The sequence below is a fragment of the Pseudoxanthomonas jiangsuensis genome, assembly GCF_010093185.1.
GTDB classification, from domain to species: Bacteria; Pseudomonadota; Gammaproteobacteria; order Xanthomonadales; family Xanthomonadaceae; genus Pseudoxanthomonas; species Pseudoxanthomonas jiangsuensis.
On record NZ_PDWL01000008.1, the window covers coordinates 61,731 to 77,989 of the forward strand.

14 protein-coding genes are annotated in these 16,259 nt (G+C 71.0%); 11 read left to right on the forward strand and 3 right to left on the reverse strand.

Annotation, left to right across the window (positions count from 1 at the left end; translation table 11 throughout):
- Positions 1–67 precede the first annotated feature (67 nt).
- The 3 genes from CSC62_RS06930 to CSC62_RS06940 form a co-directional block, all read right to left on the reverse strand.
- Positions 68–1,273: an acetyl-CoA C-acyltransferase gene (locus tag CSC62_RS06930; RefSeq protein ID WP_162405441.1), complete on the reverse strand. Its 1,206-nt coding sequence runs from the start codon at positions 1,271–1,273 to the stop codon at positions 68–70.
- Between the two features lie 70 nt (positions 1,274–1,343).
- Complete coding sequence (locus CSC62_RS06935; protein WP_162405442.1) at positions 1,344–3,716, reverse strand: 3-hydroxyacyl-CoA dehydrogenase/enoyl-CoA hydratase family protein; 2,373 nt, start codon at positions 3,714–3,716, stop codon at positions 1,344–1,346.
- A gap of 27 nt (positions 3,717–3,743) precedes the next feature.
- Positions 3,744–4,373, reverse strand: a complete 630-nt coding sequence (locus tag CSC62_RS06940) for a TetR/AcrR family transcriptional regulator (protein WP_162405443.1) — start codon at positions 4,371–4,373, stop codon at positions 3,744–3,746.
- A gap of 230 nt (positions 4,374–4,603) precedes the next feature.
- Between CSC62_RS06940 and ndk the strand changes: the two genes are divergently transcribed.
- The 11 genes from ndk (at position 4,604) to CSC62_RS06995 (ending at position 16,254) form a co-directional block, all read left to right on the forward strand.
- Positions 4,604–5,029 carry a nucleoside-diphosphate kinase gene (gene ndk, locus CSC62_RS06945; RefSeq protein ID WP_162405444.1) on the forward strand — a complete coding sequence of 142 codons (426 nt, stop codon included), beginning with the start codon at positions 4,604–4,606 and terminating at the stop codon, positions 5,027–5,029.
- Positions 5,030–5,056: 27 nt separating this feature from the next.
- Positions 5,057–6,274 carry a dual-specificity RNA methyltransferase RlmN gene (gene rlmN / locus CSC62_RS06950; RefSeq protein ID WP_425501997.1) on the forward strand — a complete coding sequence of 406 codons (1,218 nt, stop codon included), beginning with the start codon at positions 5,057–5,059 and terminating at the stop codon, positions 6,272–6,274.
- Positions 6,261–7,073 carry a type IV pilus biogenesis/stability protein PilW gene (pilW, locus tag CSC62_RS06955; RefSeq protein WP_162405445.1) on the forward strand — a complete coding sequence of 271 codons (813 nt, stop codon included), beginning with the start codon at positions 6,261–6,263 and terminating at the stop codon, positions 7,071–7,073. The genes rlmN and pilW overlap by 14 nt, the downstream gene beginning before the upstream one ends.
- On the forward strand, positions 7,070–7,924 hold the full coding sequence (locus CSC62_RS06960) for a RodZ domain-containing protein (protein ID WP_162405446.1): 855 nt from the start codon (positions 7,070–7,072) through the stop codon (positions 7,922–7,924). Before pilW ends, CSC62_RS06960 begins: the two co-directional genes overlap by 4 nt.
- Positions 7,925–7,993: 69 nt before the next feature.
- Positions 7,994–8,617 (forward strand): YfgM family protein, encoded by a 624-nt coding sequence (locus CSC62_RS06965; protein WP_162405447.1) that lies wholly within the window; start codon positions 7,994–7,996, stop codon positions 8,615–8,617.
- Positions 8,618–8,619: 2 nt separating this feature from the next.
- Positions 8,620–9,816 carry an outer membrane protein assembly factor BamB gene (gene bamB, locus CSC62_RS06970; RefSeq protein WP_162405448.1) on the forward strand — a complete coding sequence of 399 codons (1,197 nt, stop codon included), beginning with the start codon at positions 8,620–8,622 and terminating at the stop codon, positions 9,814–9,816.
- A gap of 19 nt (positions 9,817–9,835) precedes the next feature.
- Positions 9,836–11,236 (forward strand): ribosome biogenesis GTPase Der, encoded by a 1,401-nt coding sequence (gene der / locus CSC62_RS06975; protein WP_162405449.1) that lies wholly within the window; start codon positions 9,836–9,838, stop codon positions 11,234–11,236.
- Entirely contained in the window at positions 11,233–11,829 is a 597-nt protein-coding gene (mobA, locus tag CSC62_RS06980; RefSeq protein WP_162405450.1) for a molybdenum cofactor guanylyltransferase, read from the forward strand. Before der ends, mobA begins: the two co-directional genes overlap by 4 nt.
- 70 nt (positions 11,830–11,899) lie before the next feature.
- On the forward strand, positions 11,900–13,126 hold the full coding sequence (locus tag CSC62_RS06985; RefSeq protein WP_162405451.1) for a molybdopterin molybdotransferase MoeA: 1,227 nt from the start codon (positions 11,900–11,902) through the stop codon (positions 13,124–13,126).
- 95 nt (positions 13,127–13,221) lie between these two features.
- Positions 13,222–14,361 (forward strand): molybdopterin-synthase adenylyltransferase MoeB, encoded by a 1,140-nt coding sequence (moeB, locus tag CSC62_RS06990; RefSeq protein ID WP_162405452.1) that lies wholly within the window; start codon positions 13,222–13,224, stop codon positions 14,359–14,361.
- Positions 14,362–14,424: 63 nt separating this feature from the next.
- A complete protein-coding gene (locus CSC62_RS06995; protein ID WP_162405453.1) occupies positions 14,425–16,254 on the forward strand; it encodes a monovalent cation:proton antiporter-2 (CPA2) family protein in 1,830 nt (609 codons plus the stop codon).
- Positions 16,255–16,259 lie beyond the last annotated feature (5 nt).

Here is a 16,259-nt window from a genome sequence, read left to right on the forward strand (position 1 = left end):
CTACCGCATGCAGAAACGGCGCCTCCCGGCGCCGTTTCCTTTTCCAGGGTCCGTTACGCAGCGGCGGTCAGAGCGCCTCGAAGATGCCCGCCGCGCCCATGCCGGTACCGATGCACATGGTCACCATGCCGTACTTCTGCTTGCGGCGACGCAGGCCGTGGACCAGGGTGGCGGTGCGGATCGCGCCCGTGGCACCCAGCGGATGCCCCAAGGCGATCGCGCCGCCCAGCGGGTTGATCCTGCCCGGGTCCAGCTCGCTGTCGCGGATCACCGCCAGGGCCTGCGCGGCGAAGGCCTCGTTGAGCTCGATCCAGTCCAGCTGGTCCTTGGACAGGCCGGCCTGCTTCAGGGCCTTGGGGATCGCCGCGATCGGGCCGATGCCCATCACCTCGGGGCGCACGCCGGCCACCGAGAAGCTGACGAAGCGGGCGAGGGGCGTGAGGCCGTAGTCCTTGATCGCCTGCTCGGAGGCCAGCAGCACCGCGCCGGCGCCGTCGCTCATCTGCGAGGAGTTGCCGGCGGTGACGCTGCCGCCGAACTGGCCGTTGCGGAACACCGGGCGCAGCCGGGCCAGGCCTTCCAGCGAGGTGTCCGCCCGCGGGCCCTCGTCGGTGTCCACCCGCTTCTTCTTCAGTTGGATGGTGTTGCCGGCCAGGTCGGGCAGGTGCGAGAGGATCTCGTACGGGCTTATCTCGTCGCGGAACTCGCCGGCCGCGATCGCCGCCAGCGCCTTCTGGTGCGAGGCCACGGCGAACGCGTCCTGCTGTTCGCGCGAGACCTTCCACTCCTGCGCGACCTTCTCGGCGGTGATGCCCATGCCGTAGGCGATGGCGACGTGGTCGTCCTTGAACACGGACGGGGACAGGGCGACCTTGTTGCCCATCATCGGCACCATCGACATCGACTCGGTGCCGCCGGCCAGCATCAGGTCGGCGTTGCCCAGGCGGATCTGGTCGGCGGCCATGGCCACCGCCTGCAGGCCCGAGGAGCAGAAGCGGTTGACGGTCTGCGCGGCCACGGTATCCGGCAGGCCGGCCAGCAGCACGCCGATGCGGGCCACGTTCATGCCCTGCTCGCCCTCGGGCATGGCGCAGCCGATGATGGCGTCGTCGATGCGGTCGAGGTCGATGCCCGGCGCCTGCGCGACCACGGCCTTGAGCACGTGGGCGAGCATGTCGTCGGGACGGGTGTTGCGGAACACGCCCTTCGGGGCCTTGCCGACCGGGGTGCGGGTGGCGGCGACGATGTAGGCGTCCTGGATCTGCTTGCTCATGGAGTTCTCCGGAATCTGTAGTCGGGCGTTGATCGAAGCGGGCGCGCCGGCGGCGCGCCGCGGTTCCGGATCAGTTCCTCAGCGGCTTGCCCGTCTTGAGCATGTGGCCGATGCGCGCCTGGGTCTTTTCCTGCTGCGCCAGCTCGACGAAGTGCCTGCGCTCGAGGGTGAGCAACCACTCCTCGTCGACCAGGGCGCCGCGGTCGATCTCGCCGCCGCTCAGCACCGTGGCGATGCGGGTGGCGATCTCGTCGTCGTACGGGCTGATGAAGTAGCCCTCGAGCATGTTCACCAGCAGCATGCGGAAGGTGGCGATGCCGACGTCGCCGGCGGCCTGGACGCGGCGCGCCGGCAGCGGCGGGCGGTAGCCGGCCTCGGCCAGGGCGCGCGCCTCGGCCTTGGCCACGTGCAGCAGTTCGAAGGCGTTGAACACCACCTTGTCGTCCGGGCGCATCAGGCCCAGTTCCTTGGCTTCCAGGGCCGAGGCCGAGACCTTGGCCATGGCCACCGTCTCGAAGGTCTTCTTCAGCTCGGCGAAGACGTCGCCGCCGGGGCCGGCCGCGCGCGAGGCGCGCACCGCCAGTTCCTTCAGGCCGCCGCCGGCCGGGAGCAGGCCCACGCCGGCCTCGACCAGGCCGATGTAGCTCTCCAGGTGGGCCACGGTGCGGGCGCTGTGCATCTGGAACTCGCAGCCGCCTCCCAGGGCCAGGCCGCGCACGGCCGCCACCACCGGCACCAGCGCGTACTTGATCCGCTGGCTGGTGCGCTGGAAGTTGGCGACCATCGCCTCGAACGCGTCGACCCTGCCGGCCTGCAGCAGGCCCAGCGCGCCGGCCAGGTCGGCACCGGCGGAGAAGGGCTCCTTCTGCTGCCAGATCACCAGGCCCTGGAAGTCGCGCTCGGCGATCGAGATCGCTTCCTGCAGGCCGTCCAGCACGTGGTCGGAGACGGTGTTCATCTTCGTCTTGAAGCTGACCACCGCGATGCCGTCGCCGTCGTGCCACAGGCGCACGCCGTCGTTCTCGTAGACGGTGGTGCCCGGGTCGAAGGTCTCGCCCAGCAGCGGGTCGGGGAAGCGCTGGCGCTGGTAGACCGGAAGGGCGGAGCGGGGCACCAGCCTGTCCTCGGCCGGGCTGTAGCTGCCGGCGGCGGCGTGCACGCCTTCGCGGCCGTCCAGCACCCACGCCGGCAAAGGAGCATCGCTCATGGCCTTGCCGGCAGCGATGTCGTCGGCGATCCACTGCGCCACCTGCTTCCAGCCGGCGGCCTGCCAGGTCTCGAACGGGCCCAGCGACCAGCCGTAGCCCCAGCGGATGGCCAGGTCGACGTCGCGCGCGGTCTGGGCGATGTCGGCCAGGTGATAGGCGCTGTAGTGGAACAGGTCGCGGAACGCGGCCCACAGGAACTGCGCCTGCGGGTGCGCGCTTTCGCGCAGCTTGGCGAATTTCTCGGCGGGGGTCTTGATCTTCAGGATCTCGACCACCTCGTCGGCGGCCTTGCGGTCGGCCTGGCGATAGTCCTGCTTCTCAAGGTCCAGGACGTTGATGTCCTTGCCGACCTTGCGGAAGATCCCGGCGCCGGCCTTCTGCCCCAGCGCGCCCTTGGCGATCAGCGCCTGCAGCCATTCCGGCGCATTGAAGTACTTGTGCCAGGGGTCGTCCGGCAGGGTGTCGGCCATGGTCTTGATGACGTGGGCCATGGTGTCCAGGCCGACCACGTCGGAGGTGCGGTAGGTGGCCGACTTCGGCCGCCCGACCAGCGGGCCGGTCAGGGCGTCGACCTCGTCGAAGCCCAGGCCGAACTGGCGGGTGTGGTGGATCACCGACAGGATCGAGAACACGCCGATGCGGTTGCCGATGAAGTTCGGGGTGTCCTTGGCGTAGACCACGCCCTTGCCCAGGTTCGTGGTCAGGAAGGTTTCCAGGCCTTCCAGCACGGATTTGTCGGTGGTGGTGGCCGGGATCAGCTCGGCCAGGTGCATGTAGCGCGGCGGGTTGAAGAAGTGCACGCCGCAGAACCGGTGGCGCAGCTGCTCGGGCAGCACCCCGGCCAGCGCATTGATGCCCAGGCCCGAGGTGTTGGAGGCCAGCACCGCGTGGTCGGCCACGAACGGGGCGATCTTCCTGTACAGGTCCTGCTTCCAGTCCATCCGTTCGGCGATGGCCTCGATGATCAGGTCGCAGTCGCGCAGCTGCTCCAGGCCGGTGTCGTAGTCGGCCGCGGCGATCGCTTCGGCCAGGCCCTTGCCGGCCAGCGGGGCGGGGCTGAGCTTGCCGAGGTTGGCGATCGCCTTCAGGACCACGCCGTTGGACGGGCCCTCCTTGGCCGCCAGGTCGAACAGGACCGTGTCCACGCCGGCGTTGGTGAGGTGGGCGGCGATCTGCGCGCCCATGACGCCGGCGCCGAGGACGGCGGCACGGCGTACAAGCAGTTTCTCGGACATGTCTTGCAACCCTTTGATTGACTGGGATTACTGGGCCGGGGCCTGGAGGCCGGCGGCGGCGAAACGGATGAGTTCGCGGGCGGCCCGCGCGCGGTGGGTGGCCTCGCTGGCGCCGGCCGGGCGCTTGATCAGGCCGAAGTCGGACATCGCGTAGGTCAGGGCGCCGGCCAGGAAATCCAGGCGCCAGTACAGGGTCTCCTTGTCCAGCCCGGGCAGGCAGGCCGACAAGGCCTTGCCGAACTCGCGCAGGACATGGCCGTAGTGGTCGGACAGGAACTTGCGCAGGCTCTCGTTGTGCTCGGCGTAGGCGCGGGCGATCACCCGCACGAACGAGGCGCCGCCGTTGCGGTCCTGGGCCAGGGCCAGGGCCGGCTCGATGAAGGCGGCCAGGACCGGCTCCAGCTGGCCGGGGCGCTCGCGCAGGGCGCCTTCCAGCTGCTCCAGGCGCTGGGCGGTCATCCCGTCCATGCGCCGGCGGAAGACCTCGTTGACCAGATTTTCCTTGGAACCGAAGTGGTAGTTGACCGCGGCGATGTTGACCGCCGCCAGACTGGTGACCTGGCGCAGGGAGGTGCCGGCGAAGCCGTGCTGGGCGAACAGCTCCTCGGCCGCGCCGAGGATCCGGTCCTTGGTGGAGAAGTGTGCGGGCCTGCCCATGGAGGCTTGGGGTCCTGGAGAGTGAATCAAACGATTGTTTTATCCTGGACCCGGCCTGTCCCCCTGTCATTTTGCGGTGCAGCATCCCAGCCGGCCTGCAAACTTGCGGGCGGAATGTTAGAATCCCGCTACGCATTCGAAGCTAAGCCCGCGTCCCCACGCGGGTTTTTCGTGCTACCTTGCGGACCGTCCTGGTCCGGAACCCTTCATCCGTTACTAGAGAAGAAGTCATGGCGCTGGAGCGCACCCTTTCGATCGTCAAGCCCGATGCCGTCGCCAAGAACGTCATCGGCGAAATCTATTCCCGCTTCGAGAAGGCCGGCCTGAAGGTCGTGGCCGCCAAGTACAAGCAGCTGTCGCGCCGCGAGGCCGAGGGCTTCTACGCCGTGCACCGCGAGCGTCCGTTCTTCAACGCGCTGGTCGAGTTCATGATCTCCGGCCCGGTGATGATCCAGGTGCTGGAAGGCGAGAACGCCGTGGTCGCGCACCGCGAGCTGCTCGGCGCCACCAACCCGAAGGATGCGGCCCCGGGCACCATCCGCGCCGACTTCGCCGAGTCGATCGACGCCAACGCCGCCCACGGTTCGGATTCGGTCGAGAACGCCGCGATCGAGGTCGCGTACTTCTTCGCCGCGACCGAAGTGGTTTCGCGCTGAGCGCAGGCGGATAGGGACGTGGCCGGACTGCAGCCGATTCCGAGCGTGACCACCACCGGCGACACGGTCGCCGGTGGCGGGTCCGCGCGCCAGAATCTGCTCGACCTGGACCGCGAGGGCCTGGAGCGCTTCTTCGCCGAGACCCTCGGCGAGCAGCGCTACCGTGCCCACCAGGTGATGAAGTGGATCCACCACCGCTACGTCACCGACTTCGACCAGATGACCGACCTCGGCAAGGCGCTGCGGGCCAAGCTGCACGCGCATGCCGAGGTCGTCGTCCCCAACGTCGTGTTCGACAAGCCCTCCGCCGACGGCACCCACAAGTGGCTGCTGGCGATGGGGCAGGATGGCAAGAACGCGATCGAGACCGTCTACATCCCCGACAAGGGGCGCGGCACCCTGTGCGTGTCCTCGCAGGTGGGTTGCGGACTGAACTGCACGTTCTGCTCCACGGCCACCCAGGGCTTCAACCGCAACCTGACGACCGCCGAGATCATCGGCCAGGTCTGGGTCGCCGCCCGCCACCTGGGCAATGTGCCGCACCAGCAGCGCCGCCTCACCAACGTGGTGATGATGGGCATGGGCGAGCCGCTGATGAACTTCGACAACGTCGTGTGCGCGATGAGCGTGATGCGCGACGACCTGGGCTACGGCCTGGCCAACAAGCGGGTGACCCTGTCGACCTCCGGCCTGGTGCCGCAGATCGACCGACTGTCCAGCGAGAGCGACGTGTCGCTGGCGGTGTCGCTGCACGCGCCCAACGATGCGCTGCGCGAGACCCTGGTTCCGCTCAACCGGAAGTACCCGATCGCCGAGTTGATGGCCTCCTGCGCGCGCTACCTGCGGGCGAACAAGAAGCGCGACTCGGTGACGTTCGAATACACCCTGATGAAGGGCATCAACGACCAGCCCGAACATGCCCGCCAGCTGGCGCGGTTGATGCGCCAGTTCGACAACGCGGTGCAGGCGCGCGATTCGGGCAAGGTCAACCTGATCCCGTTCAATCCCTTCCCGGGCACCCGCTACGAGCGCTCGGACGAGGTGCAGATCCGCGCCTTCCAGAAGATCCTGCTCGACTCGCAGGTGCTGACCATGGTCCGCCGCACCCGAGGCGACGACATCGACGCGGCCTGCGGCCAGCTCAAGGGCCAGGTCATGGACCGGACCCGGCGCCAGGCCGAGTTCCAGCGCAGCCTGCGAAGCCACCCGTCCGATGGGCAGGTCGAGGGCAATGCGGGGGCCTGAGTTTCCGCTGCTCCTGACCTGCTGCGTGCTGCTGCTGGCGGCGTGCTCGAAATCGCCGGCGATCAAGCCGCCCCGGATCAAGGGCGTGGAGGAGGTCACCGAGGTCCGTCGCTTCGAGGACGGCCAGGACACGCGCCGCAGGGTGCAGATCCGCGACATGCTGGGCCTGGCCGCGCAGCGCTTCGCCAGCGGCGACCTGACCGAGGCCGAGAGGCAGGCTCACAAGGTGCTGAAGCTGGATCCGGCCACGGCCGATGCCCACACCCTGCTGGGTGCCGTCGAGGACCGTCGCGGCAATGCCGGCGCGGCGGGCGAGTACTACCGGCGCGCGGCCGAGCTGGCGCCGCAGCGCGGCGACGTGCTCAACAACTACGGTGCCTGGCTGTGCGGCAACGGCTACCCGGCCGAGGCCCTGGTCTGGTTCGACCGGGCCCTGCAGGCGCCCGCCTACCGGCAGCCGGGCTCGGCGCTGGCCAATGCCGGCGGCTGCGCCCTGCGCAGCGGGCAGGCCGAACGCGCCGGCAGCGACCTGCGCAAGGCGCTGGAGCTGGAGCCCGCCAATCCCTACGCGCTGGCGAGCATGGCCGAGCTCCAGTACCAGCAAGGGCAATACCTGTCGGCGCGCGCCTTCAACCAGCGCCGGCTGGCGGCTGCGCCGGCCGATGCATCCGTGTTACAACTCGCTGTCAAGATCGAAGAAAGGCTCGGCGACAGGGTGGCCGCCGGCCGATACCAACAGCGGCTGAGGGCGGAGTTCCCGCAGGCCGTCACTGCGAATTCCGGGGAAGATCCACAGTGATCCAAGAGTCCAACGCGAACGTCCGCGGTGATGCGCGGGGGGGCGGAGAGCGGTTGCGCGAGGCGCGGCTGGCGGCGGGGCTGGGGCTGCAGGAAGTGGCGGCGCGCCTGCGCATGCCGGTCCGGGTGGTCGAGGCCCTGGAGCAGGGGCGCTGGCAGGACATCGGCGCGCCGGTGTTCGTCCGCGGCCAGCTGCGCAGCTATGCCAGATTGCTGGACGTGGACCTGGGCGCCTTGCTCGAGACCGAGGTCGCCCCGGTCGTGCCGGTGGACCTTGTCAGCCATGCCCATACCCCGCGCTTCCAGCGGGTGATGGAGAGCGCCGGCCGGCGCGCGGTCTACGTGGTGATCACCGCCGCGATCGCGGTACCGGTGTGGCTGGCCACGCGCTCGCACTTCGCCGATGCACCGCCGGCCACCGCCTCGCTGGATGCGGTCCCGCCGGCGCCCGCTGCCGGCTCGCCTTCGCCGGAGGCGGCGACAACCGCCACCGTGGCCCAGCTTCCGCCTGCGCCTGCCGCGGCCAGGGAAACCGCGCCCTACGTGGCCTCGCTGGCGCCGCCGGTCGGCCGCGGCCAGGCATCGTCCGCCAACACCCTGGAACTGGCGTTCTCCGGCGAAAGCTGGATGCAGGTGACCGGCCGCGACGGCCGGGTCATCGAGCAGGCACTGATGCGCGAGGGCGAAAGCCGCAGCTTCGCCGCCGCCGACGTCGGCAGCGTCAAGCTCGGCAATGCCGCGGTGGTACGCGTTCAGCAAGCCGGCAGTATTGTGGATCTGGCGCCGTACCGGCGGGCGAACGTGGCCCGCTTTGCGGTATCCTCTGACGGCTCCGTGGCGCCGGCCGAATAGGCCGCGCCGCGGCCTCTCCAACGCTGAAAACATGACCCCGCCGCCATCGGCGCGGGGCAGGAATACTGCATGGCAATCGACGACCTTCTGGACGAGCACGAGCAGGGCGAACGCGTCCGCAGCTGGCTGCGCAGCAATGCCCTGGTGCTGCTCGTCGGCGTGGCCCTGGGCATCGCCGCGATCTATGGCTGGCGCTGGTGGGGCGAGCGGCGCGTGCAGCAGGACCAGCAGGCGCACGCCGCGTACGAAGCCGCGATCAAGCAGGCCGAGGCCGGTGCCGACAATGCCGGTGCCGCGCTCAAGGGCCAGCAGGGCACCTATGCGACCCTGGCCGCCCTGCGGGTGGCCAAGGCCCAGGTCGATGCCGGCAAGAACGAAGATGCGATCGCCACCCTGCGCGGCATCCAGGCCGATCCTGCGCTGGCCGCGGTGGTCCAGCAGCGCCTGGCCCAGCTGCTGGCCGCGACCGGCAAGCCGGACGAGGCGCTGAAGCTGCTGGACGGCCAGGCCGACGGCGCCGCACTCGAACTGCGTGGCGACGCGCTGGCCGTGGCCGGCAAGCGCGACCAGGCCCGCGACGAGTACGCCAAGGCGCTGGCCGCGCTCGACGTGGCTTCGCCGGCCCGCCGCCGGGTGGAGCTGAAGCTGCAGGATGCCGGTGGCCGCGTGCCCGATCCGGCGGAACCGATCTGAACATGGAACGCATCGATATGATGAAGCGGGTGGCGATCACCGCCGCGCTGGTGACGGCGCTGGCCGGCTGCAGCACGGTCAAGGGTTGGTTTGCGGGCAAAGATGCGGAGGCCAAGAAGGCGGCCGAACCGGCCGAACTGGTGGATTTCCAGGCCACCGCGCATCCGCGCAAGCTCTGGTCGACCGGGCTGGGCGATGGCGAGCGCCGGATCGGCGCGCGCCAGGCGCCGGCGATCGCCGACGGCCGGGTCTACGCGGCCGCGTCCGAAGGCAGCGTCTACGCCTTGGACCTGCAGACCGGCAAGCAGCTGTGGGTGCACAAGACCGACAAGGACGAGGAACTGCGCCTGGTCGGCGGCCCCGGTGCGGGCGACGGCCTGGTCGTGGTCGGCAGCCTCGGCGGCGACGTGATCGCGCTGGACGCCAACGACGGCCAGGAGCGCTGGCGGGCCAAGGTGAGCAGCGAGGTGATCGCGCCGCCGTCGGTCGGCCAGAACCTGGTGTTCGTGCGCAGCAACGACGGCCGCCTGACCGCGTTCGACGCCGCCAGCGGCGAGCGCCGCTGGTTCAACGAGCACGAGCTGCCGAGCCTGACCGTGCGCGGCAACGCCCCGCTGGCCCTGGGCCCAGGCGTGCTGTTTTCCGGCAACGACGACGGCACCCTGACCGCGCTGGCGATGCAGGACGGCCGCGTGATCTGGGAGCAGGCCGTGGGCCTGCCGGAAGGTCGCAGCGAGCTGGAGCGCATGGCCGACGTGGACGGCGCGCCGGTGCTGGAAGGCAACACCCTGTACGTGGGCAGCTTCAAGAGCCGTACCATCGCGATCGACGGTCCCAGCGGCCGCCCGCTCTGGCAGAGCGACCACGGCGGCGCCGGCGACATGGGCGTGACCTCGGGGAACCTGGTGGTGTCCACCGCCGCCGGCAGCGTGTATTCGCTGGACAAGACCAACGGCGTGGCCAGCTGGTCGCAGCCGGCGCTGGCGCGCCGCTCGCTGACCGGCCCGGCGGTGCAGGGCGACTACGCGGTGGTCGGCGACTTCGACGGCTACCTGCACTGGCTGCGCCTGGACAACGGCGAGTTCGCCGCGCGCGAGCGGGTCGGGCGCAAGCCGGTCAAGGGCCGGCTGCAGGTCGCCGACGGCATCCTGGTGGTGCAGAACACCACGGGCGAGCTGACAGCCTTCCGCCTCGACTGACCCGGCAGGCAGAAACCCCATGTTGCCGCTGGTCGCACTGGTGGGACGGCCGAACGTCGGCAAGTCGACCCTGTTCAACGCCCTGACCCGCAGCCGCGACGCGCTGGTCCACGACCAGCCCGGGGTCACCCGCGACCGCCACTACGGCGTGTGCCGGCTCGATCCCGAGCGGCCGTTCCTGCTGGTGGACACCGGCGGCATCGCCGGCGACGAGGAAGGCCTGGCCGGCGCCACCGCGCGCCAGGCACGGGCGGCGGCGGGCGAGGCCGACCTGGTCCTGTTCGTGGTCGACGGCCGCGAGGGCGCCTCGGCCCTGGACGACGAGATCCTGTCCTGGCTGCGCAAGCTGGCGCGGCCGACCCTGCTGGTGATCAACAAGATCGACGGCACCCACGAGGAAGCGGTGCGCGCCGAGTTCGCGCGCTACGGCTTCTCCGACGTGCTGGCGGTCTCTGCCGCGCACCGCCAGGGCCTGGACGACCTGCACGAGGAAGTCCTCGCGCGGTTGCCGGAAGAGGGTAGCGGCGAGGAACTGGACAACGATCCCGAGCGCCTGCGCATCGCCTTCGTCGGCCGCCCGAACGTGGGCAAGTCGACCCTGGTCAACCGCCTGCTCGGCGAGGAGCGGATGATCGCCTCCGAGGTCCCGGGCACCACCCGCGACTCGATCGCCGCCGACCTGGAGCGCGACGGCAAGCTCTACCGCCTGATCGACACCGCCGGCATCCGGCGCAAGGGCAAGGTCGAGGAGGCGGTCGAGAAGTTCAGCGTGGTCAAGACCCTGCAGGCGATCGAGCGCTGCCAGGTGGCGGTGCTGATGCTCGACGCCACCGAGGGCGTGACCGACCAGGACGCCACCGTGCTCGGCGCGGTGCTCGACGCCGGCCGCGCCCTGGTGGTGGGCGTGAACAAGTGGGACGGGCTGACCACCTACCAGCGCGAACAGGCCGAGGCGATGCTGGAGCGCAAGCTCGGCTTCGTGCCCTGGGCCGAAGCGGTGCGCATCTCCGCCCAGCATGGTTCGGGCCTGCGCGAGCTGTTCCGCGCGATCCACCGCGCCCACGCCTCGGCGATCCGGACCTTCGGTACCAGCGAGGTCAACAAGGCGCTTGAGATCGCGGTGGAGGCCAACCCGCCGCCGAGCATCCGCGGCCACGTCTCCAAGCTGCGGTACGTGCATCCGGGCGGCGAGACCCCGCCTCCCTTCGTGGTCCACGGCACCCGCCTGAAGGTGCTGCCGGATTCGTACAAGCGCTACCTGGAGAACTTCTTCCGCAAGCGCTTCAAGCTGGTGGGCACGCCGGTGCGGATGCTGTTCCGCGAGGGCGCCAACCCCTACGAAGGCAAGAAGAACGAGCTGACCGACCGCCAGGTCGCGCGCAAGCGGCGGCTGATCCGCCACGTCAAGCGCAACAAGTGAGCGCGGCCCCCGCCCTACCTGCCGACAGCGTGACCCTGGGTCTGCTGGCCGGGGGGCGCGGCAGCCGCCTGGGCGGGATCGACAAGGCCTGGCTGGAACGCGACGGCGTGCCCCAGGTGCTGCGCCTGGCCCGGCGCTTTCCCGGCGAGACCGGGCCGGTGCTGGTCAGCGCCAACCGCGAACTGGAGCGATATGCCGATGCCGGCCTGGCGGCCTTGTCCGACCGCCTGCCGGCCGACAGCGGGCCGCTGGCCGGGATCGAGGCGATCGCCGCGGTCTGCACCACGCCCTGGCTGCTGACCGTGCCGGTGGACGTGTTCGACGTCAACGACTGCCTGCTCCGCACCCTGGCCAGCGCCGCGGGCGAGCGCGGCGCGGTGGCCGAGGACGAAGACGGCCTGCAGCCGCTGGTGGCGCTGTACCGGGTGCAGCCGCTGCGCGAGGCGCTGGCCGCGGCGATCGCCGCCGGCGAGCTGGCGCCGCGTCAGCTGCAACAGCGCCTGCGCCTGGCCCGGGTGCGCCTGCCGGGGGTACGCTTCGGCAACCTCAACACCCCGCAGGACCTGGCGGCCGCGCGCATCGCCCTGCCGTGAGCATGCGTCGGCGTCCCCCGCTTTCCTGCCGCACGGCCTCCTGCCGAATCCGTCCCCGCCGAGCCGCCGCATGACCGATCCTGCCGCCTTCCCGACCCGCATCTCGCTGGACGAAGCGCTGGCGATCGTCCGCACCGTTGCGGCGCGAAACCTGCTGGGTCCGGAGCAGGTGCCCACCTCGCGCGCCGATGGCCGGGTACTGGCCGCGGACGTGGTGGCGCCGGTGGCGTTGCCGGCCTTCGACAACAGCGCGATGGACGGCTTCGCCCTGCGCCATGCCAACCTGGCGGCGAACGCGCCGACCTCGCTGGAACTGGCCGGCGAACAGTTCGCCGGGCGCGACCTCGGCCTGGTGCTGGGGCCGGGGCAGTGCGCGCGCATCACCACCGGCGCGCCGCTGCCGCAGGGCGCGGACACGGTGCTGATCAAGGAGAACGCGACCGTCGCCGATGGCCGGGTCGAGGTGCCCGCGGGGCTGGCGCCGGGGGCCAACATCCGCCGCCGCGCCGAGGACGTGGAGGCGGGCGACGTGGTCCTGCGCGCGGGGCAGGTGCTGACCCCGGCGCGGATCGGCCTGGCCGCCTCGCTGGGTATCGACCGCCTGCCGGTGGCGGCACGGCCGACGGTGGCGGTGTTCGCCAGCGGCGACGAACTGGTCGAGCCGGGCCTGCCCCTGCAGCCGGGGCAGGTCTACAACAGCAACCGCGACCTGCTGATGGCGCAGCTGCGGGCGCTCGGCCTGGAGCCGGTGGCCTGGCCGACGCTGCCCGACGATCCTGCGCGGATCGAGGCGGTGCTGGGCGATGCGGTGGAGAGCTTCGACCTGATCCTGACCTGCGGGGGGGTGTCGGCCGGGGAGAAGGACCACTTGCCGCGCTGGCTGCAGGCGCACGGCCGGATCCATTTCTGGAAGGTGCGGATGCGGCCGGGGATGCCTTTGCTGTTCGGCGAGGCGGGACGGGCGCGGGTGCTCGGCCTGCCGGGCAATCCGGTATCGGTGCTGGCGACCTTCACGGTCTTCGGGCGGGAGCTGCTGGACGGGCTGCAAGGACGCGGCGAGGCGCGACCGCGCTGGCGCGCACGCCTGGCCGCGCCTTGGCGCAAGCGCCACGAGCGGCTGGAGTTCCTGCGCGGGCAGCTGTTCCAGGATGGCGACGCGGCTTTGCAGGTGCAGCCGAATCCGGCGGACGGTTCCCATCGCCTGTGCGCGGCCGCGCACAGCGACGTGCTGATCGTGCTGGAGGAGGGCGCGCGCGACTACGCCGCCGGCGAGCTGGTCGAGGTCCTGCCCCTGTAGGAGCCGGGCTGGAGCGAAGGTCGCCGTGGCGTCGGCAACACAGAAGACCACTGCGCCGGCTTCCTGCCGCCGGCGCGGACACCGATAATCGGCCCATGTCCATTCCCGAAGCCACGCCGCTGCAGGCGCGCGAACGCCAGCGCCAGGGCGCCTTGCTGATCGACATCCGCGAGCCGCACGAGCGGGTGTCGGGCCAGGCGGAAGGGGCGCTGGCCATCGTCCGCGGCGAACTGGAATCCGATCCTGCGCGGCACCTGCCCGATCGGGGCGCCGAGGTGCTGCTGATCTGCCAGCTGGGCAAGCGCTCGCAGGCGGCCGCGGCGGTGCTGCACGACGCCGGTTACGCCCGCGTGTCCTCGGTCGCGGGCGGCACCTCGCGCTGGGCGGCCGAAGGCCTGCCTTTGGTGAAGCCGCGGCTGGAGGCCGACGAGGCTGATTTCCTCGAGCGCTATTCGCGCCACCTGCGCCTGGCGGAAGTCGGCATGGACGGGCAGCAGCGGCTGGAGCGGGCCAGCGTGCTGCTGGTGGGCGCCGGTGGGCTGGGATCGCCGGCGGCGTTCTACCTGGCCGCGGCCGGCATCGGCCACCTGCGCCTGGTGGACGACGATGCGGTCGACCGCAGCAACCTGCAGAGGCAGATCCTGCACACCGAGGCCTCGATCGGCACGCCCAAGGTGGAATCGGCGCGGGAGCGGCTGCAGGCGTTGAATCCACGGGTACGGGTCGAGGCGGTACGCGAACGGGTGTCCTCGGCCAACGTCGAGGCCCTGCTCGAGGGCGTGGACGTGGTGGTCGACGGTTCGGACAACTTCCCGTTGCGCTACCTGCTCAACGATGCCTGCGTGAAGCTGGGCAAGCCGCTGGTGTACGGGGCGGTGCAGCGCTTCGAGGGCCAGGCCAGCGTGTTCGACGCCGGCCGCCACCGCGGCCATTGCCCGTGCTACCGCTGCCTGTTCCCGGAGCCGCCGCCGCCGCAGTTCGCGCCCAGCTGCGCGGAGGCCGGGGTGCTTGGGGTGCTGCCGGGGATCGTGGGCATGCTCCAGGCGACCGAGGCGGTGAAGCTGCTGCTGGGCGTCGGCCAGCCGCTGAGCGGGCGGCTTTTGCAGTTCGACGCCCTGGGCATGCGCTTCCGCGAGGTGCGGCTGGCGCCGGACCCGGAGTGCCCGGTGTGCGCGCCGGGCAAGCCGTTTCCGGGCTACATCGACTACGCTGCCTTCTGCGCGAGCGGCGGCTGAGGCCGCGTTCCCCTTTGCGACGATACCCGCCGGCATCCAGGCCGGCCCCTGCAGGATTGGACGATGGCGGTCGAAGGCGCGGCAGGCAGCGAGCTGGTCAAGGTGGTCGCCCTGCTCGGGGCGGCGGTGGTCATGGTCCCGGTGTTCCGCAGGCTGGGGCTGGGCTCGGTGCTGGGCTACCTCAGCGCGGGCCTGCTGATCGGGCCGTTCGGCTTCGGCTGGTTCTCCGATCCGCAGGCGATCCTGCACGTGGCCGAGCTGGGCGTGGTCATGTTCCTGTTCGTGATCGGGCTGGAGATGCGGCCCTCGCACCTGTGGAGCCTGCGCCGGGAGATCTTCGGCCTGGGCGCCCTGCAGATCGCGGTCTGCACCGCGGTCCTGACCGGGGTGGCGATGCTGTGCGGGCTGCCGCCGGCCACCGCCTTCATCGGCGCGGCCGGCTTCGTCCTGACCTCCACCGCGATCGTGATGCAGCTGCTGTCCGAGCGCGGCGACATCGCCCTGCCGCGCGGGCAGAAGATCGTCTCGATCCTGCTGTTCGAGGACCTGCTGATCGTGCCCTTGCTGGCGTTGGTGGCGTTCATGTCGCCCTTGCCGCAGGTGCAGGTTGAGGGCGGGCGCTGGATGGGCGTGCTGGTCGGGATTGGCGCGCTGGCCGGGCTGGTGGCCGCGGGCCTCTGGCTGCTCAATCCGCTGTTCCGGCTGCTGGCGCGGGTAGGTGCGCGCGAGGTGATGACCGCCGCGGCCTTGCTGGTGGTGCTGGGCGCGGCCCTGCTGATGGAGATCGGCGGGCTGTCGATGGCGATGGGCGCGTTCCTGGCCGGCGTACTGCTGTCCGAATCCACCTTCCGTCACCAGCTGGAGGCGGACATCGAGCCGTTCCGCGGCTTGTTGCTGGGGCTGTTCTTCCTCGGCGTGGGCATGGCCCTGGACTTGGCGGTGGTGGTCGCGAACTGGCCGCTGATCCTGACCGGGGTGCTGGCGCTGATGGCTGCCAAGGCCGCCTGCATCTACGCCGTGGCCCGCATCACCCGCAGCCCGCATGCCGACGCCCTGGACCGGGCGGTGCTGATGGCCCAGGGCGGCGAGTTCGCCTTCGTGCTGTTCTCGGCGGCGCAGGCGGCCGGGGTGATCGACGGCGCCGCCAATGCCAACCTGACCGCGATCGTGGTCCTGTCGATGGCGCTGACGCCGCTGGTGGTGCTGCTGGTGAAGCGCTTCGCCCGCGGCGGCGGTGGACCCTCGATGGAGGGCATCGACGTGGTGGATGGCCAGACCGGCAGCGTGCTGATCATCGGTTTCGGCCGCTTCGGCCAGGTGATGAGCCAGGCCCTGCTGGCGCGCGACGTGGACGTGACCATCATCGACACCGACATCGACATGATCCGCAGCGCCGGCGAGTTCGGCTTCAAGGTCTACTACGGCGACGGGCGGCGGCTGGACGTGCTGCACGCCTCGGGCGCGGGGGCGGCGCGGGCGATCGCGGTGTGCATCGACGACCGCGCCGCGGCCAGCCAGATCGCGGCGCTGTGCGGCGAGCAGTTCCCGCAGGCGCGGGTGCTGGTGCGTGCCTTCGACCGCGAGCACGCTTTGGAACTGGTGGCGCTGGACGTGGACTACCACATCCGCGAGACCTTCGAGTCGGCGGTGCGCTTCGGCCAGGCGGCGCTGGAGGCGCTGGGCGTGGGTGCGGAGGAGGCGGCGCGGATCTCGGAGGAGGTGCGGCGGCTGGACGGCGAGCGCTTCGACCTGGAGGTGGCGGCCGGCGATATCCGTGCCGGACGCCCGCTGATCATCGGCAACACCGCGCCGGCCACGCCGACGCCGTTCACCACGCCCCGACGCGAGTCGCAGCGGCTGGATGCGGCAGGCGAGGGCGCGCCGCCGGTGTAGGAGCG